Annotated in this window: 22 protein-coding genes; 3 read left to right on the forward strand and 19 right to left on the reverse strand. The window is 69.0% G+C overall.

Going from position 1 to position 22,763, the window contains the following annotated elements; all coding sequences use genetic code 11:
• Nucleotides 1-37 precede the first annotated feature (37 nt).
• Entirely contained in the window at nt 38-619 is a 582-nt protein-coding gene (locus M1203_RS20160) for an XRE family transcriptional regulator (protein WP_249951144.1), read from the forward strand.
• Between the two features lie 152 nt (nt 620-771).
• Here the strand turns inward: M1203_RS20160 and M1203_RS20165 are convergent, their stop codons facing one another.
• From M1203_RS20165 to M1203_RS20215, 11 genes are all read right to left on the reverse strand, one after another.
• Nucleotides 772-3,600, reverse strand: coding sequence for an RNA helicase (locus tag M1203_RS20165; protein ID WP_249951145.1), 2,829 nt, complete (start codon nt 3,598-3,600; stop codon nt 772-774).
• Between the two features lie 138 nt (nt 3,601-3,738).
• Entirely contained in the window at nt 3,739-4,692 is a 954-nt protein-coding gene (gene tatC / locus M1203_RS20170) for a twin-arginine translocase subunit TatC (protein ID WP_249951146.1), read from the reverse strand.
• 62 nt (nt 4,693-4,754) lie between these two features.
• The gene (tatA, locus tag M1203_RS20175; RefSeq protein ID WP_129772623.1) at nt 4,755-5,048 is read right to left on the reverse strand and encodes a Sec-independent protein translocase subunit TatA; all 294 of its coding nucleotides are present in this window, start codon (nt 5,046-5,048) and stop codon (nt 4,755-4,757) included.
• Nucleotides 5,049-5,257: 209 nt separating this feature from the next.
• Nucleotides 5,258-5,455: a hypothetical protein gene (locus tag M1203_RS20180; RefSeq protein WP_249951147.1), complete on the reverse strand. Its 198-nt coding sequence runs from the start codon at nt 5,453-5,455 to the stop codon at nt 5,258-5,260.
• Between the two features lie 85 nt (nt 5,456-5,540).
• The gene (locus tag M1203_RS20185) at nt 5,541-5,801 is read right to left on the reverse strand and encodes a hypothetical protein (protein WP_249951148.1); all 261 of its coding nucleotides are present in this window, start codon (nt 5,799-5,801) and stop codon (nt 5,541-5,543) included.
• A gap of 35 nt (nt 5,802-5,836) precedes the next feature.
• Nucleotides 5,837-6,793 (reverse strand): YafY family protein, encoded by a 957-nt coding sequence (locus M1203_RS20190; RefSeq protein WP_249951149.1) that lies wholly within the window; start codon nt 6,791-6,793, stop codon nt 5,837-5,839.
• 17 nt (nt 6,794-6,810) lie between these two features.
• Nucleotides 6,811-7,767: a YafY family protein gene (locus M1203_RS20195; protein WP_249951150.1), complete on the reverse strand. Its 957-nt coding sequence runs from the start codon at nt 7,765-7,767 to the stop codon at nt 6,811-6,813.
• A 121-nt stretch (nt 7,768-7,888) separates the two neighbouring features.
• A complete protein-coding gene (locus tag M1203_RS20200) occupies nt 7,889-8,263 on the reverse strand; it encodes an FKBP-type peptidyl-prolyl cis-trans isomerase (RefSeq protein WP_249951151.1) in 375 nt (124 codons plus the stop codon).
• A 43-nt stretch (nt 8,264-8,306) separates the two neighbouring features.
• Nucleotides 8,307-9,242, reverse strand: a complete 936-nt coding sequence (locus M1203_RS20205) for an FKBP-type peptidyl-prolyl cis-trans isomerase (protein WP_249951152.1) — start codon at nt 9,240-9,242, stop codon at nt 8,307-8,309.
• Nucleotides 9,243-9,363: 121 nt separating this feature from the next.
• On the reverse strand, nt 9,364-10,725 hold the full coding sequence (gene pafA / locus M1203_RS20210) for a Pup--protein ligase (protein ID WP_030354603.1): 1,362 nt from the start codon (nt 10,723-10,725) through the stop codon (nt 9,364-9,366).
• A 9-nt stretch (nt 10,726-10,734) separates the two neighbouring features.
• Nucleotides 10,735-11,994 carry an MFS transporter gene (locus M1203_RS20215; RefSeq protein ID WP_249951153.1) on the reverse strand — a complete coding sequence of 420 codons (1,260 nt, stop codon included), beginning with the start codon at nt 11,992-11,994 and terminating at the stop codon, nt 10,735-10,737.
• 149 nt (nt 11,995-12,143) lie between these two features.
• Here M1203_RS20215 and M1203_RS20220 point away from each other — a divergent pair, with 149 nt between their 5' ends.
• Nucleotides 12,144-13,181 (forward strand): LacI family DNA-binding transcriptional regulator, encoded by a 1,038-nt coding sequence (locus M1203_RS20220; RefSeq protein WP_249951154.1) that lies wholly within the window; start codon nt 12,144-12,146, stop codon nt 13,179-13,181.
• Between the two features lie 93 nt (nt 13,182-13,274).
• Here the strand turns inward: M1203_RS20220 and prcA are convergent, their stop codons facing one another.
• The 5 genes from prcA to arc all read right to left on the reverse strand — a co-directional run bounded on the left by prcA (nt 13,275) and on the right by arc (nt 19,062).
• On the reverse strand, nt 13,275-14,147 hold the full coding sequence (prcA, locus tag M1203_RS20225; RefSeq protein WP_249951155.1) for a proteasome subunit alpha: 873 nt from the start codon (nt 14,145-14,147) through the stop codon (nt 13,275-13,277).
• Between the two features lie 52 nt (nt 14,148-14,199).
• On the reverse strand, nt 14,200-15,045 hold the full coding sequence (gene prcB, locus M1203_RS20230; protein ID WP_374403479.1) for a proteasome subunit beta: 846 nt from the start codon (nt 15,043-15,045) through the stop codon (nt 14,200-14,202).
• A gap of 143 nt (nt 15,046-15,188) precedes the next feature.
• Nucleotides 15,189-15,407, reverse strand: a complete 219-nt coding sequence (locus M1203_RS20240) for a ubiquitin-like protein Pup (protein ID WP_030754525.1) — start codon at nt 15,405-15,407, stop codon at nt 15,189-15,191.
• Between the two features lie 134 nt (nt 15,408-15,541).
• Nucleotides 15,542-17,053, reverse strand: coding sequence for a depupylase/deamidase Dop (gene dop, locus M1203_RS20245; RefSeq protein WP_365908887.1), 1,512 nt, complete (start codon nt 17,051-17,053; stop codon nt 15,542-15,544).
• A gap of 242 nt (nt 17,054-17,295) precedes the next feature.
• Nucleotides 17,296-19,062 (reverse strand): proteasome ATPase, encoded by a 1,767-nt coding sequence (gene arc, locus M1203_RS20250; RefSeq protein WP_249951156.1) that lies wholly within the window; start codon nt 19,060-19,062, stop codon nt 17,296-17,298.
• Between the two features lie 253 nt (nt 19,063-19,315).
• Here arc and M1203_RS20255 point away from each other — a divergent pair, with 253 nt between their 5' ends.
• Complete coding sequence (locus M1203_RS20255) at nt 19,316-19,636, forward strand: ferredoxin (protein ID WP_249951157.1); 321 nt, start codon at nt 19,316-19,318, stop codon at nt 19,634-19,636.
• A 44-nt stretch (nt 19,637-19,680) separates the two neighbouring features.
• On the opposite strand, the gene M1203_RS20260 is transcribed toward M1203_RS20255, so the two are convergent.
• The 3 genes from M1203_RS20260 to M1203_RS20270 form a co-directional block, all read right to left on the reverse strand.
• Nucleotides 19,681-20,274, reverse strand: coding sequence for a hypothetical protein (locus M1203_RS20260; protein WP_249951158.1), 594 nt, complete (start codon nt 20,272-20,274; stop codon nt 19,681-19,683).
• A gap of 180 nt (nt 20,275-20,454) precedes the next feature.
• Nucleotides 20,455-21,363, reverse strand: a complete 909-nt coding sequence (locus tag M1203_RS20265; RefSeq protein ID WP_249951159.1) for a tRNA (adenine-N1)-methyltransferase — start codon at nt 21,361-21,363, stop codon at nt 20,455-20,457.
• Nucleotides 21,364-21,425: 62 nt separating this feature from the next.
• Entirely contained in the window at nt 21,426-22,673 is a 1,248-nt protein-coding gene (locus M1203_RS20270) for a site-2 protease family protein (protein WP_249951160.1), read from the reverse strand.
• Between the last annotated feature and the right edge of the window lie 90 nt (nt 22,674-22,763).

The following is a 22,763-nucleotide window of genomic DNA, read 5'->3' on the forward strand; positions in this document are numbered from 1 at the left end:
CTGGCACGAAAACTTGCGGTTCTGGCAAGATGGGCCCGTGGACCGTGGAACGGAGGACGTGCTCGGCGCGGTGGGACCCCGGTTGCGTGCGCTGCGTCGCGACCGCGGCATCACTCTCGCCGACCTCGCCGCGATGACCGGGGTGTCGGAGAGCACCCTGTCCCGGCTGGAGAGCGGGCAGCGCCGGGCGACCCTGGAGTTGCTGCTGCCGCTGGCCCGTACGTACGACGTGCCGCTGGACGACCTCGTCGGTGCCCCGCGTACAGGCGACCCCCGGATCCATCTGAAGCCGATCAAGCGGCACGGGATGATCTTCGTACCGTTGTCCCGACGGCCGGGCGGAATGCACGCCTTCAAAATGATCATCCCGGCCCGGCCGCATCCGCTCGAACCGACCCCGCAGACCCACGAAGGCTTCGAATGGCTGTATGTGCTCAGCGGTCGCCTGCGGCTGGTGCTCGGCGAACGCGACGTGACATTGCCGCCCGGTGAGGCAGCCGAGTTCGACACGTCCGTGCCGCACTGGCTGGGCAGCGCGGACGGCGGCGTGGTCGAGCTTCTTATCCTGTTCGGCCTGCAAGGGATGCGTGCGCATGTGCGCGTCGGCCCCGATCGGTAGCGAGCCCGCGGCCGTGGAGGGCGACTTCCACGACTTCCACGCCTGCTGCGCCCATTGCGCTTTCGACGCGCTCGACATCCCGCCCCGAACGCGCGGGCGCCCCGCCGGAACCCACCCGACGGGGCCTCACACCCACGGCTCTCAGTACACGGTCAGCCGACCGAGCTGTACGCCACCACCCCGCGCAGCACCGCCTCGACCGCCTTGCGGGCGTTCTTCGCGACCGTACTGTTCTCGCGCGGTGCGGCGGCGGCGATCTGGCCGAGCACATCGATGACCTGCTTGCACCAGCGCACGAAGTCACCGGCCGGCATCTCGGCCTCGCGCAGCACCTCGTCCAGCCCCTTGCCCGAGGCCCACATATAGACCGCCCAGGCGAAGCCGAGATCGGGCTCGCGCTGTCCGACGCCCTCCGCCTGACTGATCTTCAGGTCCTCCTCCAGGGCGTCCAGCCGGCCCCAGATACGGACCATCTCGCCCAGCGCGTCCTTCGCCGCGCCCGACGGGACCTTGGGCGCCACCGCGTCGTCCGACTGCCTCGCCTCGTACACGAGCGCCGAGACGCAGGCGGCCAGCTCGGCCGGGGAGAGCCCTTCCCACACCCGGTCCCGCAGGCACTCGCTCGCCAGGAGGTCCAACTCGCCGTAGAGCCTGGCCAGCCGCCGTCCGTGCTCCGTGACCTCGTCCCCGCGCAGATAGTCCAGCTCGGTGAGGAGCGCGACGATCCGGTCGAAGGTCCGGGCGATGGTGTTCGTACGCCCCTCGATCCTGCGCTCCAGCTGCCGGGTGTCCCGCTGGAGCCGGTGGTAGCGCTCGGCCCAGCGGGCGTGGTCCTCCCGCTCGTCGCAGCCGTGGCACGGGTGGGCGCGCAGCTCCGTACGGAGCCGGACGATCTCCCGGTCGTCCGCCGCGGCGGCACGCTGCTTGCGGTGCCGCTCGGGCACGATGTGCCCAGCCTTCGTACGCAGCGCGGACGCCAGATCACGGCGCGACTGCGGGGAACGCGCGTTGAACGACTTGGGGATGCGCATCCGCTCCAGCGCCTCCACCGGCACCGGGAAGTCCATCGAGGCCAGCCGCTTGACCTGGCGCTCGGCGGTCAGCACAAGCGGCCGTGGCCCGTCCTGGTACTCCAGCCCCCGGTGGCCATTGGCGCGGCCGGCCGGCAGCCCGGGGTCGAGCACCAGCGCCAGACCGGAGAACTTCCCGGTCGGCACATGAATGACATCGCCCGGCTTGAGCTTCTCCAGCGACGAGGCCGCGGCGGCCCGCCGCTGCGCCGCGCCCTGTTTGGCCAGCTCGGTCTCGCGGTCCTTGAGCTCGCGGCGCATGCGCGCGTACTCCCCGAAGTCCCCCAGATGGCAGGTCATGCCCTCCCGGTAGCCGTCGAGACCCTCCTCGTTGCGCTGGACCTGCCGGGAGATCCCGACGACCGACTTGTCGGCCTGGAACTGGGCGAAGGAGGTCTCCAGCAGCTCGCGCGAGCGGTGCCGGCCGAACTGCTGCACGAGATTGACGGCCATGTTGTACGAGGGCCGGAAGCTGGAGCGCAGCGGATAGGTCCGCGTCCCCGCGAGCCCGGCGAGCGCGCCCGGGTCCATACCGCGCTGCCAGAGCACCACGGCGTGGCCCTCGACGTCGATACCGCGCCGCCCGGCCCGCCCGGTCAGCTGCGTGTACTCACCGGGGGTGATGTCGGCGTGCTGCTCGCCGTTCCACTTGACGAGCTTCTCCAGGACCACGGACCTGGCGGGCATATTGATGCCGAGCGCCAGGGTCTCGGTCGCGAAGACCGCCTTGACCAGGCCGCGGACGAACAGCTCCTCCACGACCTCCTTGAAGGTCGGCAGCATTCCGGCGTGGTGCGCGGCGATGCCGCGCTCCAGGCCCTCCAGCCACTCGTAGTAGCCGAGGACATGAAGGTCCTCGCCGGGGATGGAGGCCGTGCGCTCCTCGACGATCTCGCGGACCCGGCGGCGCGCCTCGTCGTTGTTGAGCCGCAGCCCCGCGTACATGCACTGCTGTACGGCGGCCTCGCAGCCGGCCCGGCTGAAGATGAACGTGATCGCGGGCAGCAGTCCCTCGGCGTCGAGGCGCTCGATGACCTCGGGCCTGCCGGGCGTCCAGATCCGGGAGCGCTGGCGGCGCTCGCGCTCGCGGTCCGCCTCGCGGATCATCTTCCCGCGCCGACGCTCGCGCGGGTTGTACGTGCGCTGGTTCTCCATCCGGGCCAGCCGGACGAGATCCGGACTGACCTCGCGCTTGCCGGCCCCGCGCCCGCCGTGGTCGGTTTCCTCCTCGAAGAGGTCGTACATCCGGCGCCCGGCCATCACATGCTGCCAGAGCGGCACGGGCCGGTGCTCGGAGACGATCACTTCGGTGTCACCACGGACGGTGTCCAGCCAGTCACCGAACTCCTCGGCATTGGAGACCGTCGCCGAGAGTGAGACGAGCGTGACCGACTCGGGGAGATGGATGATCACCTCTTCCCAGACGGCGCCCCGGAAGCGGTCGGAGAGGTAGTGCACCTCGTCCATCACCACATAGCCGAGCCCGCTGAGCGCCTGGGAGCCCGCGTAGAGCATGTTGCGCAGCACCTCGGTGGTCATGACGACCACCGGAGCGTCCGCGTTGACGCTGTTGTCCCCGGTCAGCAGGCCGACCTTGGCGGCGCCGTAGCGCTTGGCCAGATCGGCGTACTTCTGGTTGGAGAGCGCCTTGATGGGCGTGGTGTAGAAGCACTTGCGGCCCTCGGCCAGGGCCAGGTGCACGGCGAACTCGCCGACGATCGTCTTGCCCGAGCCGGTGGGCGCGGCGACCAGCACGCCCTTCCCCGCCTCCAGGGCCTGGCATGCCTCGATCTGGAAGGGGTCCAGGCCGAATTCGTACATCTCGCGGAAGGGAGCGAGCGCCGTGGCCTGCTCGACGGCGCGGATCCGGGAAGCGGCGTAGCGCTCGGCTGGTGAGAGGTCCTCTGTCATCTTGAAGTCGAGCCTACCCGCCACCTCTGACAGTCAGCCCGATCTTTAATCGCCCTTGGAAAGCCCCACTACGGGCACCCGGAGAGGCATGGACGAGCGTGGTGCGGTCCCGCCGGTCTCCCGGCGGGACCACCACGGTCAGGTGACGTCGTCGTAACCGTTCAGTCGCTTCGTACCGCCGCTGTCCGACCGCTCGGAAAGAGCGGGCGGCGCCGAGACGGGTTCGATCTCCCCGACGGCCTCCGGGGTCAGATCCAGGTCCGAGGCCTCGTCGTCGCCGGGTCCCATGGCCTCGCGCCGTCCCTTGCGGCGGTCGTTCAGGAGCGAGATCGCCGTGGCGACGAAGTACAGCACCCAGATCGGCACCGCCAGGCCCATCATGGTGAGCGGGTCGGTGCTGGGCGTGGCCACCGCGGAGAACACGGTGATGCCCATGATCATGCCTCGCCACCAGCCGGCCATCCGCTTGCCGGTGATGACCCCGCCGAGATTGAGCATCACCAGCAGCAGCGGCAGCTCGAAGGCGAGACCGAAGACCACGACCATGCGGGTGATCAGATCGAGCAGATCATCCAGCGGAAGCTGGTTGTCCAGGTTGGCGGGCGAGAAGTCCAGCAGGACGACCGCCATCGTCGGCAGTGTCGTGTACGCGAAGAAGCCACCGGCCAGGAAGAGCGGGAAGCCCGCCGCCACGAAGGCGAGCGAGTACTTCTTCTCCGCCTTGTGCAGCCCCGGGGCGACAAAGGCCCACAGCTGGTAGAGCCAGATCGGTGAGGAGACCACGACACCGGCCGTCAGCGAGACCTTGAGCGCGAGGGTGAACGGAGTCAGCAGACCATTCAGGACAATGCGGGCACAGGGGCCGCCGTCCTGCTTGGCCAGTTCCGTGAAGCTCGCCTCACATCCGACCGACTTCAGGATGGGGTCGGTGAAGAACTCGATGATGTCCTTGTAGAAGAACGCGGAGACGAGCGTCACGACGACGATCGCCACCAGCGCCTTGGCGAGCCGGTTGCGCAGCTCACGCAGGTGCTCCACCAGGGGCATCCGCCCCTCGGGATCGGTCTCCTTTTTGCGGGCAGACTTAAGCAACCCACGTCCTCATCTCGTGCGGCGGGCGGCCGACGACAGCGGTACCCGCTTCGGCCCAGGTGTCAGCGCTTGGTGGTCGAGTCCGTCGGCTCGGTCACCGGACGCGCGCTGGTCACATCTCCGGGCGCGGCCTGGATCGTACGCGGCACGACGTGGTCCTGAGCGGTCTCGTCGCCCTTCGGCTCCGCCGGGGCCGTCTGCTGGCCCTCCGACTTCATCGCCTTGGCCTCGCTCTTGAGGATGCGGGCCGACTTGCCGAGCGAACGCGCCATGTCGGGAAGCTTCTTCGCGCCGAACAGCAGGACGATCACGACGAGGATGAGAATGATCTCGGTGGGACCGAGCCTTCCGAACATAACCTTTTACCTTCTCACCGAGGCGGCATGGGAGGGGCCTGCACAGATTCGGCCGGACTCTTGTCCGACGTGATTGCGCAGCGATCGTAACGCGCAGGGGTGAACACGGGGCAATCCCTGTGCGTACTTCCGTCGGCGGCCCGCGCCTCGCTCCCGGGGCCACGCTGTGCAGCGTACCCCGCGATATGGCCGGTGAGCAGGGGGCGTCGCTACCTCAACGTCTCGCCCGTGGCGGCCAGCCGGGTGGCCGCCCGCTCCAGGTCCTCGGCGGCCCGGTTGATCGTCTCGGTGGTGTCGGCGACCTGACGGCCGAGCCGCTGGGCTTCCACGAAGACGCGGACGGCCAGGACGCCGAGCACGGCGATACCACAGAAACCCAGGGCGATGGCGAGCATGGGCCAGAACATGGGCAGAGCCTAGACCGTTCCAGGAAGTGAGGATTCAGGACGTGTTTCCCGGACGTGTGTCCGGGTCGCGCTTCGGGGACGTCGTTCAGGGGGTGGAGTGGAGTCGGAGGGTACGCACCCCGCCGCCGGTGAGGAGTTCGACGATGCGTTCCCCCGCGGGCTTGCGCACCATGGCCTCGCACTCGGGACAGGTGAAGGAGTAGAAGGTGGTCTTGGCGCTGGCGCCGATCGCCAGGCGCAGGGCGCCCGCGGAGAGTTCGAAGCGGGCACGGCACTCGGGACAGGCCGCCTTGAAGAGCACCGGAGCGACGGTCGAAAGTCCGAAGGGCCCAGCTATGGTCGACATTGCGCGTGGTTCTCCTTGTCCTCGTCCTCGGCCGTTCACCGGTGGTCGTCGTAGGCCGCGAGCGCCTCGCCCGCCGCCAGCCGCGCGCTCTCCGCCAGCTCCGGCGGGGAGACGATGCGTCCGTCCCCGCCGAGCCGCAGGGCCAGCCGTCTGAGCGAGGCGGGCGCGGGGGTGCGCAGCGTGATCCGCAGCCCGCCGTCGGGGAGTTCGACCGCGCTGTCGTGCGGGTAGTACTCCGCCACCCACCGGCCGCCCGGCCCCACCTCGATCACCACCTCGGGGTCCTCTGCCGAGGGCTGCACCAGACCTTCCGACAGATCCCTCAGCTCCAGCTCCGGGGGCGCGGCCGGTGCGTCCAGCAGCCTGATCTCGGCGACCCGGTCGAGGCGGAACGTACGCCGCGCCTCGGAGAGCCGGCACCACGCCTCCATATAGGTGTGCCCCACGGCGAACAGCCGGATCGGGTCGACCTCACGCTCCGTCAGCTCGTCACGCGCCGGTGAGTAGTAGCGCAGCCACAACCGCCGGCGCTCCGAGATCGCGCGGTCGACCTCGGCGAACACCCCGCCCTCGGACTCGAAGGTCACCGAGAGCCGGGAGCTCGCGCCCGCGGCCTCCCCGGCGGCCGTCTCCAGCTTGGCGGTGGCGCGCAGCAGCGCCTGCCGGTCGCCCTCCCGCAGCCCCGGCAGGGTGGCGACGGCGCGGGCGGCGACGAGCAGCGCCGTGGCCTCGTCGGCCGCGAGCCGCAGCGGCTCGGCGACATCGTCGGGGTTGTGCCACCAGATGCGGTCGCCGTCGGTGTCGATGTCGAGCAGATCGCCGCCGCGGAAGCTGGTCCCGCACATGGGCAGCACATCGAGGTCGGAGATCAGCTCGTCCTCGGTGATGCCGAAGGCGCGGGCGACATCGCTGACATGAGCGCCGGGGCGCTCCCGCAGATAGGTCACCAGCGAGAGCATCCGCCGGGTCTGGTCGATGGCGTTGGCTGCCATGGTTGTACGAGTCCCCCTCAGCCCTTGGCCACGGCGCGCAGCCGGTCCAGGACATCGGCCCGCAGATCCGCGGGCTCCAGTACGACCGCGTCCGGGCCGAACTCCACCAGCCAGGCGTCCAGCCCATGTCCGTAAGGGACTTCCAGCTCGTCCCAGCCGTCGCCCAGCTCCCGTGACGACAGCGCCTTGGCCCGCAGCGGATAGCCGCACCCGGAGCGCAGCCTGATCAGCGCGGAGCGCGTCGCGGTCTCCCCCGCCCAGGTCTCCACGGTCTCCCGTACGGTGACGACATCGGGTACGGGCGCGCTGAAGACTCCCACGCGGGAGCGGACCCGGCCGGTGATCCGGGAGAGCCGGAAGACCCGCTCGGCGCCGCGGTCCCGGTCCCAGCCGGCCAGATACCAGTGGCCGCGCCAGCACTCCAGCGTCCAGGGCTCCACCTGGCGCTGCTCCGGGCGGGCGGCATTGGCCTTGCGGTAGTCGAAGGCGACGGGCCGCCGGTCGCGGCAGGCGAGCATCAGCGGTTCGAAGGCGGCCTCATGGACGGGGATACGGGGTTCGAGCGCGCCGTGGTGCGCCTCGTACGCGTCCTCCGCCTCCGGCATCCCGGCGGCGCGCAGCTTCTGCAGGGCGCCGCTCGCCGCGCCCGCCAGCCGCGCCTGCTGCCACACCTTGGCGGCGAGACCGAGGGCGGCGGCCTCCTCGGCGTCGAGGGTGATGGCGGGCAGCCGGTTGCTGTCGCGCCGGGCGAGATAGCCGGTGTCACCGTCGAGGTTCTCCACCGTCTCGATGACCAGTCCGAGTTCGCGCAGATCATCCTTGTCCCGCTCGAACATCCGGTTGAACGAGTCGTCGGTGCCGGCCTCCAGATAGGCCTCGATGGAGCCCCGCAGCTCACGCTTGCTGAGCGGACGCCGGGTCCCGAGCAGACACAGCGCCAGATTCATCAGCCGCTCGGCCTTGGCAATGGCCATCGACGCCTCGCACCCCTCTTGATCGTGCCGCGCTCCCCGCTGACCGTACCGCCCCGGGGTGTCGCCGTAAAAGCCGAGGGCCCATGCCGGACAGCATGGGCCCTCGGGTGTCCGGAAGTGATCAGACAGCGACCAGGTCACAGACGAAGATCAGCGCCTCACCGGGGGCGATCCGGCCGCCGCCGGCGCCGCGCTCGCCGTACGCCAGGTGCGAGGGGATGATCAGCTGGCGACGGCCGCCGACCTTCATGCCCTGCACGCCCTCGTCCCAGCCCTTGATGACCTGGCCGGCGCCGAGCTGGAACTGAAGCGGGGTACCGCGGTTCCACGAGGAGTCGAACTCCTCACCGGTGGAGAACGCCACGCCGACGTAGTGGACGGACACGGTGTCGCCCGCCTTGGCCTCCGGGCCGTCGCCGACGACGAGGTCCTTGATCTCCAGATCGGCCGGCGGCTCGCCACCCGGGAAGTCGACCTCGGGCTTGTCGATGCTCACTGAACTGCTCCTCTAAATGATGAACGGGGCAACCGGGACAGTCTTACACCTTCGCCAGGATGTCCACCGCGAAGACCAGCGTGGAGTTCTTCGGGATGCCCTGCTGCTCCTGGTTGCCGAAGGCCTGGTCCGGCGGGATCACGATGAGGACCCGGCTGCCCACCTTCTTGCCGACGATGCCCGTCTTGAGGCCCTTCAGCGTGAGCTGCGCCAGCGGGAAGGTCTGCGTGCGGCCGGTCTTGTACGTGCTGTCGAACTGCTTGCGGTCCTTCCAGATGTACGCGGCGTAGTTCAGCACGACGGTGTCCGAGTCCTTGACGGTCTCGCCGTCGCTCTCCAGCACATAGTTGGACACGAGCTTCTTGGGCGGGTCGCTCTTCGGGACGGTGACGGTCGGCTCCTTGCCGTCGTCGTTCGTCCCGACCTTGGGCAGGTCGATGTTGTCCTGCGCGACCGCGGTCCCCTTGGCCGAGGCCGGGACCTGGGTGGACTTCAGAATGTCGACGACGAAGATCAGCGTGGAGTTGGGCTTGATGTCGCCCTGGCCCTGGGCGCCGTAGCCGAGCTCCGGCGGGATGCCCAGCTCGACGCGGCTGCCGACCTTCTGGCCCTCCAGCCCCTGGTCCCAGCCCTTGATGACCATGCCGGCCCCGACGGTCAGATCGAACGGCTGCTTCCGGTCGAAACTGTTGTCGAAGGGCTTGTCGGAGTCCCAGCTCTGGCCCAGATAGTTGACCTGGATCGCATCGCCCTTTTTGACCGTCGCGCCGTCACCCTTGCTGAGGACATCGACCTTCAGCTCCTTGGGCGGCGTGCCCTCCCCCTTGTCGAGGGTCGGCTTCTGACCGAACTTGGCACCCGAGCTGATCGCGGGAAGCCCGTTCTTGGACGAGGTGGAGTCGGAGCCTCCATCGCTGCCACAGGCCGCTGTCGACAACAGCAGCAGGGGGACGACGATGAGGCCGGCAAGTCGGCGCACGTGTTCCTCAGATCTCAGACGGCACAGTAGTTGCCCGCCACTCTAAGGCGTGCCGAGGGCCCCGTACGCGATACGTACGGGGCCCTCCTCACATTCCACCAATGCGTGTGTCCCCGGCTGCTCACATACCGGCGATCAGTTTCTCCACCCGCTCGTCCACCGAACGGAACGGGTCTTTGCAGAGCACCGTGCGCTGTGCCTGGTCATTGAGCTTGAGATGCACCCAGTCGACGGTGAAGTCCCTGCGCTGCTCCTGGGCCCGGCGGATGAAGTCGCCGCGCAGCCGCGCCCTGGTGGTCTGCGGGGGCACCGACTTGCCCTCGAAGATCTTCATGTCGTTGCAGATACGGGCGGCCTGGCCCTTCTTCTCCAGCAGGTAGTACAGACCCCGGCGGCGGTGGATGTCGTGATAGGCGAGGTCTATCTGAGCGACCCTCGGATGCGACATCGTCATATTGTGCTTGGCTCGGTACCGCTCGATGAGCTGGTACTTCATGACCCAGTCGATCTCGGTGCCGATACGGTCGAGATCCTCGGCCTCGATCGCGTCGAGCGTTCGGCCCCAGAGCTCCAGGACCTGGTCGACGGTGCCGGTGCGGATGCCCCGGCGCTCCACGAAGTCGACGGCCTTCTCGTAGTACTCGCGCTGGACCTCCAGGGCGGAGGCCTCGCGGCCGCTCGCCAGGCGCACCTTGCGCTGGCCGGTGAGGTCATGGCTGACCTCGCGGATGGCCCGGATCGGGTTCTCCAGCGTGAGATCGCGCATCACCGTGCCCGCCTCGATCATGCGCAGGACGAGATCGGTGGCGCCGACCTTGAGCAGCATGGTCGTCTCGGACATGTTCGAGTCGCCGACGATGACATGGAGCCGGCGGTAGCGCTCCGCGTCCGCGTGGGGTTCGTCACGGGTGTTGATGATCGGACGGGAGCGGGTGGTGGCGGAGCTGACGCCTTCCCAGATGTGCTCCGCGCGCTGGCTGACGCAGTAGACCGCGCCCCGCGGGGTCTGGAGTACCTTGCCGGCGCCGCAGAGCAGCTGACGGGTGACGAGGAAGGGGATGAGGATGTCCGCGAGCCGGGAGAACTCCCCGTGCCGGGCGACGAGGTAGTTCTCGTGGCAGCCGTAGGAGTTTCCCGCAGAATCGGTGTTGTTCTTGAAGAGATAGACGTCGCCCGCGATTCCCTCCTCGTGCAGGCGGCGTTCGGCGTCGACGAGCAGCCCCTCCAGAATGCGCTCGCCCGCCTTGTCGTGCGTGACCAGCTCGGAGATGTTGTCGCATTCGGGAGTTGCGTATTCCGGATGCGAACCCACGTCGAGGTAGAGACGGGCGCCGTTCCGCAGGAAGACATTGCTGCTGCGGCCCCATGAGACAACACGGCGGAAGAGGTAGCGCGCCACTTCGTCAGGTGACAGTCGGCGCTGTCCCCTGAACGTGCACGTGACGCCGTACTCGTTCTCCAGCCCGAAAATGCGGCGGTCCATGTCTGAACATTACGCCTGATGACCAGAGCTGAAACCGGGTTGGGCCGCACCGCTTCGATCATTTTCCGTTCGGATGGTGGCATCCGAAGGGCCGGTGGGAGCCTTGAGGACCCGCTGGGTGACCAGCAGTACCAGCAGCGCGGCGAAACCGCCGGCCCCCGCCACGGCGAAGCTCGTGGAGGTGCCGCCGTGCTCGACGGCGGGGCCCGCGACACCGGTGCCGAGCGCGGCTCCGACACCGAACGTGGTGACGAGCCAGGAGAACGCCTCGGTGACCGTGCCGCGCGGGGCGTGCCGGTCGACGACGATGAAGGCGCAGGCCAGCGCGGGGGCGAGAAAGACCCCGGCGAGGGCGGACAGCACGGTCATGGCGACCACACCGGGGGTGAGCGTCAGTGGCAGGTAACAGAGGGCCAGCAGGGCCACAATGCCTCGCAGACGGCGCTCGGGAACCCCGGTCCACTGCCGCGATCCGTAGACCGTGCCGCCGAGCAGCGCGCCGAGACCGAGGGCGGCCATCAGCCAGCCGTACACGGACTTGTCGCCGTGGTCGTCGGCGTAGGCGACGCCCGCGACGGTGATGGAGCCGAGGGCCATGCCGATGAAGAGGAACGCGCCGAGGAGGGCGAGCAGCCCCGGCGAGCGCAGCGCGCCGAGCCAGTGCGCCTGACGGGGCGCGGAGCGCCAGGCCCGGGAGGGCTTGGACAGAACGACGGAGAGCGCGCCGAGTACGCCGATCACGTTGATGACGAGCAGCGCTGCGGCCGGGGACCAGAGCGCGACCAACAGGGTGACGAGGAGCGGGCCGAGCGTGAACATGACCTCCTGGGCCACGGCGTCCATCGCGTACGCCCGGTGCACCCGGTCCTCCCGGCCCAGCACGCTCGGCCACAACGCGCGCAGTCCGCCCTCCAGAGGCGGGGTGAACAGGCCCGCGAGCGCCACGGCCGGGTAGGCGAGGGCCGGCGTCCCCGTTCCGGCCGCCGCGAAGAGCACCATGCCGAAGGCCGAGACCAGCGCAGCGGGGAGCTGCACGCGGGGCTGTCCGAACAGGTCCACGGCCCTGCCGAGCAGCGGCTGGCCGATGGCCGTGGTGATGCCGTAGAGCGCCGTGAGCACCCCGGCCAGCGTGTAGCTGCCGCCCTCGGCGCGGACGAACAGGACGATCGCGATATGGCCCGTGGCGCTCGGCAGCCTGCCCACCAGCGTGCCGGTGAGCAGCCGTGCGGCGTGCGGCGCCTTGAGTATGTCCAGGTACCCCGTGGCCATGTCGCCCCCTTTGTTTCCGTCAGCTCGTCCCCGGGTCGCGCCCTTCGGCCCCGTCCGAGGTTTTACGTATAACGTTCAGCGCCATACGTACCATGTGCGCAGTCCGCGGGTCCACCGCGATTCGTACCGCGCGACGGAGAACGGCAGTCATGACAGAGCAGTCCGCCAGGCCCACCAGCAAGGACGTGGCGCGCGCCGCGGGCGTGTCCCAGGCCACGGTCTCGCTCGTCCTCGGCGACAAGTGGCGGGGCAGGGTCTCGGAGCGGACCGCCGCGCTGGTGCGGGAGGCGGCGCGCGCCCTGGGCTACCGGCCCAATCTCGCGGCCCGCAATCTGCGGCTCGGCACCACCAGAACGGCGCTCCTGGTCGTGCCCGCGCTCACCAACGAGTTCTTCGCCCGCGTGTACACGGGTGCGGCCGGGGTCGCCGCGGAGCATGGCTTCGGGGTCGTCCTCTACCCCTCACCGGCCGGGGTGGGCCCCGCCAAGGACCCCTTCGCCTCGGCGCGGGCCGCGCTGGACGGGGTGATCGCCTCCTCGATGGCGACCGGCGCGCTCGACGCGATCCGCGGCTCGGACGGCGCGGATCTGCCACTGGTGATGCTCGACAGCGATCCGGCGGCGCCCGGAGCCGCCGGACGGGTGAATCTGGACATCGCCGACGGCATGCGGCAGATCGCCGAACACCTGCTGGGTCTTGGCCACCGGCGGCTGCTCCATCTCTCCTCCGCCGTGGCCTCGTGGACCTTCGACGTACGGGCGGCGGCACTGGCCGAGACGGTACGGGGGGTGCCGGACGCGGTCGTGCGCACGGTCTCCGCGCCGCTGGAGGTGAAGGCCGGGCGGGAGGCGGTGGAGCGCGCCCTCAGCGCCCCCGGGCCCCGCCCGACGGCGCTGGTGTGCGACGACGACATCCTGGCCGCAGGCGCCTGCAAGGCCGTACGGCGGCTCGGGCTGCGGGTGCCGGAGGACATCTCGGTGAGCGGCTTCGACGATCTGGCGCTCGCGACAGCGGTCGAGCCGGAGCTGACGACGGTACGGCTGCCCGCCGAGCTGGTGGGCGAGCGCGGGATGTCGGCCCTGCTGGCGGTCCTGGACGGCCGTCGGCCTCAGACCGGCGACCTGCCGGTCTCGCTGGTGGTCCGGGACTCCACGGCGCCCCCGCCGCCCGCACGGCCCCTCCCCTGACGCGTCCGGCGACCGTCCGGTGACCCGGCCGGCGACATGACGATGCCCCGGCGCGTGAGCGCGCCGGGGCCTGCCGAGACGTTTCCGCCGGGGCTACTCGTCGGTTTCTTTTCCGTCCGGCTTGGCGCTGTCCTTGCCCTCGGACGCCTTGGGCTCGGGCTTCTCGGTGGTCCCCGGTGCCTCCGAGGGCGTCTTGCTCGGGGCGGGGGTGGCGCCGTCCGGCTCCTCGGTGTCCGAGGGCGCGTCCGTCGGCGTGGACGCCGCGCCGTCCGCCTCCAGCAGCCGGGAGAGCTGGCGGCCCACGATCCGCTTGAACTTGCGCTGCTGGGGTCGCGTACGGTCCAGGACCGCCACCTCAAGCCGCTCCGCGGGGATCTCCCGCTCGCCGCCGTTGGTGTCCCTGGAGAGCGCCTGGACGGCCAGCTTCAGGGCCTCGGCGAGCGACATGCCGTCGCGGTGCCGCTGGTCCAGATAGGAGCTGATCTGCTCCGAGCTGCCGCCGACCGCGACCGAGCCGTGCTCGTCGACGATCGAGCCGTCGTGGGGCAGCCGGTAGATCTGATCGCCGTCCGGTGTGGCGCCCACCTCGGCGACCACCAGCTCCACCTCGTACGGCTTCTCACCCGCGCTGGAGAAGATCGTGCCGAGCGTCTGGGCGTAGACATTGGCGAGACCGCGGGCGGTCACATCGTCGCGGTCGTAGGTGAATCCGCGCAGATCCGCGTAGCGCACCCCGCCGATGCGCAGATTCTCGTACTCGTTGTACTTACCGGCGGCAGCGAAGCCGATCCGGTCGTAGATCTCGCTGAACTTGTGAAGTGCTCGGGACGGGTTCTCGCCGACGAAGACAATGCCGTCGGCGTACTGCAGCACGACCAGGCTGCGGCCGCGGGCGATGCCCTTGCGGGCGTATTCCGCCCGGTCGGCCATGGCCTGCTGGGGTGAGACATAGAACGGCGTCGACACCGGCTATCCGTCCCTTTCTGTCAGAGGCATGTTTGTTCAGAAGAGAGCGGCATCAGAGCAGCGCGGCGCGCGGGCCATCGGGCTGCTCCAGCCGGCGCTCCAGGATCGAGCGGGCGGTCTCGGCGGATTCCGCGTCGGTCAGCTTCCGGAAGCCGCCGTCGGTGATGACGGTGACGATCGGATAGATCCGGCGGGCCACATCGGGGCCGCCCGTCGCCGAGTCGTCGTCCGCGGCGTCGTAGAGCGCCTGGACGACCAGGGTGATGGCCTGCTCTTCGGTCAGATCCTCGCGGTAGAGCTTCTTCATCGCGCCACGGGCGAAGATCGAGCCGGAGCCGGTGGACGCGAAGCCCACCTCCTCGGAACGGCCGCCCGTCACGTCGTACGAGAAGATGCGGCCCTTCGCGCGGTCGACGTCCCAGCCCGCGAAGAGAGGGACGACGGCCAGGCCCTGCATGGCCATGGCCAGATTGCTGCGGATCATCGTGGAGAGCCGGTTGGCCTTGCCCTCCAGGGAGAGCTGGGCTCCTTCGACCTTCTCGAAGTGCTCCAGCTCCAGCTGGAAGAGCTTGACCATCTCCACGGCGAGGCCCGCGGTGCCCGCGATGCCGACGGCCGAGTACTCGTCGGCCGGGAAGACCTTCTCGATGTCGCGCTGGGCGATCATGTTGCCCATCGTCGCGCGCCGGTCACCGGCGAGCACCACGCCCCCGGGGAAGCTGACCGCGACGATCGTCGTCCCGTGCGGCGCCTCGATGGCGCCCTGGAGCGGCGGGAGCGAGCGCTTGCCGGGCAGCAGGTCCGGCGAGTGGTGGGACAGGAAGTCCATGAACGAGGACGAGCCGGGCGTCAGGAAGGGTGCCGGCAGACGCCCGGTGCTACGAGGGTTGGCTTCCACACGTTTCCTTCCGGGTGGGCGGCGGCCCGCCGCTCGCGCCGGGCCGATCTTAAGAACTGTGCACGGACCTTACCCGCGCCGCCGCGTGTCATCCGTCCCGGTGCGACCGGCTTTCACCGGCGCACCGGAACGGACAACCGCTGCTACTGGCCGCCCTTTTGGACGAAGGAGCGCACGAAGTCCTCGGCGTTCTCCTCAAGGACGTCGTCGATCTCGTCCAGGACGGAGTCCACGTCGTCGGACAATTTCTCCTGGCGTTCCTTGAGGTCCTCGGATGCCTGCGCCTCCTGCGCCTGCTCCTCGGTCTCCTCGGTGGAACGCGTCGCCTTCTGCTGTCCGCCGCCGGTGTCCTTGGTCGCCATAACCCTCACCCCGCTCGGTTCGCCCCGCTCGATGTGACCTACATGATCAGACCCTACAAGGAGGGTCCGACATCGGCCCCGCACTTCTGACAACGTCCGGGTACCACCTCGATCATTCCCGGACCGGGACCATTTCAGCCTCCGGACAGCACCCGGACCAGCTCCTCCGCCGTACGGCACCGGTCGAGCAGCTCCTTGACGTGGTTGCGGGTGCCCCGCAGCGGCTCCAGAGTGGGCACACGCTGGAGCGAGTCACGGCCGGGCAGATCGAAGATGACCGAATCCCACGAGGCGGCCGCCACATCGTCCGCGTACTGCTCCAGGCACCGTCCCCGGAAATACGCCCTGGTGTCCTCCGGAGGCTTCGTCCTGGCCCGCTCGACGTCCTGGTCGTCCAGGAGCCGCCGCATCTTGCCGCGGGCCACCAGACGGTTGTAGAGGCCCTTGGCGGGGCGTACGTCGGCGTACTGGAGGTCCACGAGATGCAGCCGGGCCGCGTCCCAGTCCAGGTTGTCCCGGCGCCGGTAGCCCTCCAGGATCTCCCGCTTGGTGATCCAGTCGAGCTCGCCCGACAGACTCATCGGATCGTTCTCCAGCCGGTTGAGGGTGTCCTCCCAGCGGCCCAGGACGTCCTTGGTCTGCTCGTCGGCGTCGACGCCGTACCGCTCCTCCACATACTTTCTGGCCAGCTCGTAGTACTCCATCTGGAGCTGCACAGCGGTGAGTGTCCGTCCGCTGCGGAGCGTGACCAGCCGGCCGAGGTCGGGGTCGTGCGAGACCTGGTGCAGCGTGCGGACCGGCTGGTCGACCGCGAGATCGACGTTGATGAAGCCGTCCTCGATCATGGAGAGGACGAGCGAGGTCGTGCCGAGCTTGAGATAGGTCGAGATCTCCGACAGATTCGCGTCGCCGATGATCACATGCAGCCGGCGGTATTTCTCCGCGTCGGAATGCGGCTCGTCACGGGTATTGATGATGGGGCGCTTGAGCGTGGTCTCCAGGCCGACCTCTACCTCGAAATAGTCCGCGCGCTGGCTGATCTGGAAGCCGTGCTCATGCCCGTCCTGGCCGATACCGACCCGGCCCGCGCCGGTCACGACCTGCCGGGAGACGAAGAACGGCGTCAGATGGCGCACGATGTCCGAGAAGGGGGTTTCCCGCTTCATCAGATAGTTCTCGTGCGTGCCGTAGGACGCGCCCTTGTTGTCGGTGTTGTTCTTGTACAGATGGATCGGCTGGGCGCCCGGCAGCTGGGCCGCGCGTTCGGCGGCCTCGGCCATGATGCGCTCGCCCGCCTTGTCCCAGAGGACGGCGTCGCGGGGATTGGTGATCTCGGGAGAGCTGTATTCCGGGTGGGCGTGGTCGACGTACAGCCGCGCGCCATTCGTGAGAATCACATTCGCCAGGCCGATGTCCTCGTCGGTGAGCTGACTGGAATCGGCCGTCTCGCGGGCGAGGTCGAAGCCACGGGCATCCCGCAGCGGATTCTCTTCCTCGAAATCCCAGCGGGCACGTCGTGCCCGGTGCATCGCCGCCGCGTAGGCGTTGACGATCTGGGACGAGGTGAGCATGGCATTGGCGTTCGGGTGACCCGGAACGGAGATGCCGTACTCCGTCTCGATGCCCATTACTCGCCGTACGGTCATGCGGCCCTCCTTGCCCGGCGGCGCTCCCCTCCGGAAGCGCGGCTCAAGTACCGCTGTCTCTCCGTCGCGTGTGCGTGTGCGGTGCCCGACCCCGCACTGCGCGACGCGGCGGTAGGAAAGAGCCTAGAACGCCTCTGCGCCGGTGGGGAGATCATTTCCGTCATTGGCCTGGTGTGGTGGAAGGTACGTGGAAAGCAACCGGCTGCGGATGCCCTTCCGGACATCCGCAGCCGGTCCGCGCTCTACAGGTACTGACCGGTGTTCGCCACCGTGTCGATGGAGCGTCCGGTGTCCGCGCCCTGCTTTCCGGTCACCAGGGTACGGATGAAGACAATCCGCTCGCCCTTCTTACCGGAGATACGGGCCCAGTCGTCCGGGTTCGTGGTGTTCGGCAGGTCCTCGTTCTCCTTGAACTCATCCACGCAAGCCTGGAGGAGATGGGAGACCCTGAGGCCCTTCTGGTCATGGTCGAGGAATGCCTTGATGGCCATCTTCTTGGCCCGGTCGACAATGTTCTGGATCATCGCACCGGAGTTGAAGTCCTTGAAATACAGGACTTCCTTGTCGCCGTTCGCGTACGTGACCTCCAGGAAGCGGTTCTCCTCGGATTCCGCGTACATCTGCTCCACGACGGACTGGATCATCCCGTGAGCCGCGGACTCCTTGGAGCCGTTGTGCTCGGAGACGTCGTCCACATGCAGCGGCAGCGAGGGCGTCAGGTACTTCGCGAAGATGTCCTTCGCCGCCTCCGCGTCCGGACGCTCGATCTTGATCTTCACATCGAGCCGGCCGGGCCGCAGGATCGCGGGGTCGATCATGTCCTCGCGGTTGGAGGCGCCGATGACGATGACGTTCTCCAGGCCCTCCACACCGTCGATCTCGGCGAGCAGCTGGGGGACGATGGTGTTCTCCACGTCCGAGCTGACACCGGATCCGCGGGTGCGGAAGAGGGACTCCATCTCGTCGAAGAAGACGATGACGGGCGTGCCCTCGCTCGCCTTCTCCCGGGCACGCTGGAAGACCAGCCGGATATGGCGCTCGGTCTCACCGACGTACTTGTTGAGGAGCTCGGGACCCTTGATGTTGAGGAAGTAGCTCTTCCCCGCGGGCCGGCCGGTCACCTCGGCGACCTTCTTGGCGAGGGAGTTCGCGACGGCCTTGGCGATCAGGGTCTTGCCGCAGCCGGGCGGGCCGTAGAGCAGGATGCCCTTCGGCGGTCGCAGTTCGTGCTCCTTGAAGAGGTCCGGGTGGAGGTACGGAAGCTCGACCGCGTCGCGGATCATCTCGATCTGGCCGCCCAGACCGCCGATCTTGTCGTAATCGACGTCCGGAACCTCTTCGAGGACAAGCTCCTCGACCTCGCTCTTGGGAACCACTTCATAGACATAGCCGGAGCGCGGTTCGAGCAGGAGGGCGTCGCCGGGACGGACGGTGATGTCCAGCAGCGGCTCGGCGAGCCGCACCACCCGTTCCTCGTCGGTGTGCCCGATCACCAGGGCGCGCTCGCCGTCCTCAAGGATCTCCTTGAGGGTGACGATGTCCCCGGCACGCTCGAACTCCATGGCCTCGACCACATTGAGCGCCTCGTTGAGCATGACTTCCTGGCCGCGCCTGAGCTCGTCGAGCTCGACGCCGGGGCTGACATTCACCCGGAGCTTGCGGCCCCCGGTGAAGATATCGGCCGTGCCGTCCTCATTGGCCTGCAGAAAGACACCGAAGCCGGCCGGCGGCTGAGCGAGCCGGTCGACCTCCTCCTTGAGGGCCACGATCTGATCGCGGGCCTCACGCAGAGTATTGGCGAGCCGCTCGTTCTGTGCGGACACTCCGGCGAGATTCGTCTGCAACTCGACGATCCGCTCTTCGAGAATCCTCGTGTGCCGCGGAGAGTCGGCGAGCTTACGTCGCAGGACGGCGATTTCCTGCTCGAGATAGGCAACCTGGCCGGCTGGGTCTTCGGACCCCCGCCCGGGCCGGATGCCGCGGTTGATGTCGTCGTCGTGGGCTGCCACGGTCCTCACCTCCTCCAAGGGGAGCTGGACGCTTCCTGACCCTACCTGGGTGGGTGATGATTGAAACCCCTAGATCACAAAGACTGTCGGGGTAGGTCCGATCTTCACCCTTGCGCCCTCCCTCACGCCAGGGGAATACCCACCCAGGAACATCGGAAAGCTGTCGGTTGTATCGTCGAGGCGTTCAACACCCGTCAGGGCCGCCGCGACTTACTCCATAATGCGCTGCCCGCCGAGGTAAACGGCAGGAGAGATGACCGTGCAGCAGGAGGCTCCCACCGAAGGCGTCACCGACAACGGTGAGCCGCTGGAGGTCTGGATCGACCAGGACCTCTGCACCGGGGACGGGATCTGTGCGCAGTACGCCCCTGATGTGTTCGAGCTGGACATCGACGGCCTGGCCTATGTGAAGAGCCCGGACGACGAGCTGCTCCAGGACCCGGGCGCGACCACGCGCGTACCCCTGCCGCTGCTGCGCGACGTGGTGGACTCCGCCAAGGAGTGCCCCGGTGACTGCATTCATGTACGCCGGGTGACGGACCGGGTCGAGGTGTACGGCCCCGACGCGGCGTAACTCCCTGTCACGGCCCGTCTCATGGCGCCACCTGCGGTGATCTTTCACACACTCCGCGCGACGGGCCGCTCACCGCGTACGAAGGCGCCGTTCTGCCACCGCCAGGAGACGCGCTGTTCCTCGTCGGGACAGCAGCTGGGCACCGTGGGGCCCGAGTAGCCGAGCAGCGTCGCGATGATCTCCCCGTCGCGTACCGCGAAGTCGGGGCCGACGGTGAGCTTGTCCTTCGGGTCCACCAGCGTCGCCACGATCCTGGCCGGCTCGCCCCCGTCGCCGGTCCTGGTCAGTACGTACACGCCGTTGGGCGGGGAGCCGGAGCCGGCCGCGCAGTGCACGACCGCCACTGTCTCCGGGTTGCCGTCCCCGTCGAGATCGCCCGAGGCCTTCTTGGCGAGGGTCGTGCCCACGCCCCCGCACTCCAGCGGGAAGTCCACGCCGGAGGGGTCGGGGGCGGGCAGCGGGGCGCGGCCGGGGGCCGCGGTCTTCGGGGATCCCGAGCCCGACTGGGACGCCGTGGCGGCCCCGGGCTGGAGCAGACCGGCCAGGGCCACGACAGCGGCCATCGCGGTGGCCGTCGCGAGCCAGTGCACGGGGCGGGGCCGGGTGTGCGCGAGGTCCGGAACGTCGGAGAGCTGCACGCGGAGTGTCTCCTGTGAAGGCGGTACCGGCGGATAACCAACGGTGGGGGGAGGGAGACAGCATCGTGCCACACGTCACAACACGGCGGAACAGCGGGGTCCGTAAGGCCAACATAAAGAAAGCGCCGCCGAGTTCGTCCGTTCCGGACGGGAACTCGGCGGCGCAGCGGGCGTGTTCGGTCAGCCGCGCGAGCCTCCGCCGCTGCCGCTGCCTGGGCCGTCGTAGTCGTCGCCGTACGCGCCCTTGGCGGGACGGCGGCGGCGCAGCGGCGGCTCGACGCCGTCCGCGAGGCGACGGGCGGTCACCAGAAAGCCGGTGTGGCCGATCATCCGGTGGTCCGGGCGTACGGCCAGGCCCTCCACATGCCAGTTGCGGATCATCGACTCCCAGGCGGCCGGCTCGTTGAACGTGCCGAACTCCCTGATCGTCTCGACGGTGCGGGCGAGTTGTGTGGTCGTCGCGACATACGCGCAGAGGATGCCGCCGGGCACCAGCGCCTTGGAGACGGCCTCGACGCACTCCCAGGGGGCGAGCATGTCCAGGATCACGCGGTCGACGTCCGTGTCGGACAGATTGTCCTGAAGGTCACCGACCGTCAGCTGCCAGGCGGGGTGCGGCTCGCCGAAGTAGCGCTCCACGTTCTGCCGTGCGATGTCGGCGAAGTCCTGGCGGCGCTCGTAGGAGTGCAGCATGCCCTGGTCCCCGATGACGCGCAGCAGGAAGCTGCTGAGCGAGCCGGAACCCACGCCCGCCTCGACGACGCGTGCGCCGGGAAAGATGTCGGCGAAGGCCAGGATCTGGCCGGCGTCCTTCGGATAGACCACCGCGGCGCCGCGGGGCATGGACAGGACATAGTCGGGGAGCAGGGGGCGCAGCGCGAGATAGGCGACGTTTCCCGTGGTACGGACAACACTGCCCTCGGGAGCACCGATCAGCTCGTCGTGCGGGAAGGACCCTTTGTGGGTGTGGAAATTCTTCCCGGCTTCGAGCGTGAAGGTGTAGTGGCGTCCCTTGGGGTCGGTGAGCTGAACCTGGTCCCCGACCTTGAAGGGGCCGCGACGACGGGCGGCACCGGTCGGTTCGGACATGTTTGAAGCTTAGCCGCTTTTTCCGGGGTCCCGGTTCGCCCGGGTGAGCGGCCCGGTGGCCCTCACTTCCCCTGCGGGCGGGCCATCGCGGCGACAAAGGCGCGCTCGACATCGGCCGTCGACAGGACACCGTAGATCTCGCCCGTCTCCTCCAGCACCAGATACTCCGTCGCGGGGCTGGCCCTGAGCCGTTCGAGCAGGGCCTCCCCCGCCAGGTCCGCGGGTACCTTCATGCCGTCCGTGAGGTCCTGGGCGAGGCCGCTGACGGCGACCCAGGGCCGGCGGTGCTGGGGTACGCCGACGATCGCGGACTCCCGGACCAGGGCCGTCGGGTCGCCGTGGCCGTCGACGACGACCAGGGCGCGGGCGCCCGCCTCGTTGGCCCGGCGCAGCGCCTCGGAGAGCGGGGTGGAGGACTCGACCGGCACCGCGCGCCGGGTGAGGGCGCGGGCCTGGAGTTCGGGGAGGTGTTCGCGGAGCCTGGCCATCCGCAGACTGTTGCCCGCGCCGGTCCAGATGATCGCCGCGAGGATGGCGGCGAGCAGCGCGTCGGTGACGGTCTCCATACCGCCGGCGCTCCTGGCGGAGGTTCCCAGGGCGCCCGTACGGGTGAGGAGCGGCAGACCGATCAGCACGGCGACGGCGAGCGCCCGGCCGACCCAGGCGGCGGCGACGGTGCCGCTCATCGGCTTGCCGGTGATCTTCCAGACGACCGCGCGCAGCATCCGGCCGCCGTCCAGCGGAAGGCCGGGGAGCAGATTGAAGGCGGCGACGATCAGATTGGAGACCATCAGCCCCGCGAGCAGGACACCGGGGACCGTACCGGGCTCGACGGCCAGCAGGCCGAGGTAGAAGATCCCCGAGAGCACCAGCGAGAGCAGCGGCCCGACGAAGGCCAGGATGAATTCGCGGCCCGGGGTCTCGGACTCCTTCTCGATCTCGGAGACACCGCCGAAGAACTGGAGCTGGATCCGGCGCACCGGCAGCTTGAAGCGCAGCGCGGCGACCGTATGGGCCAGTTCATGGACGAGTACGGAGGCGTAGAAGGCGACGGCGAAGAAGAGCGCCAGCAGATAGCGCAGACCGCCCAGCTGCGGGAGGATCCGTTCGAGCTGGCCGCCGAAGATCCAGGTGATGAGCGCGGCCACCACGAACCAGCTCGGGGCGACGTACACCGGCACGCCGAAGGGGCGGCCCATGAGAATGCCACCGCCCGGGTCCTCACGGCGGGGTGGCTTGTCGTCGGGGCCCGTATCCCCCTTGCCGGGCTGCGACGGCCTGCTCTCGTCGCGCTCGTCGTCCTCTTTCACGGGTTCCCTTCGTCAGCAGCGTCGCTCGCTCGATCATGCGGTGCGAGTGGCTCTGTAGTCGATGGTATTCGGATCGCTGTCGGTGTCGGG

It is taken from the genome of Streptomyces sp. 35G-GA-8 (assembly GCF_023534745.1).
In the GTDB taxonomy this organism is placed as follows: Bacteria; Actinomycetota; Actinomycetes; order Streptomycetales; family Streptomycetaceae; genus Streptomyces.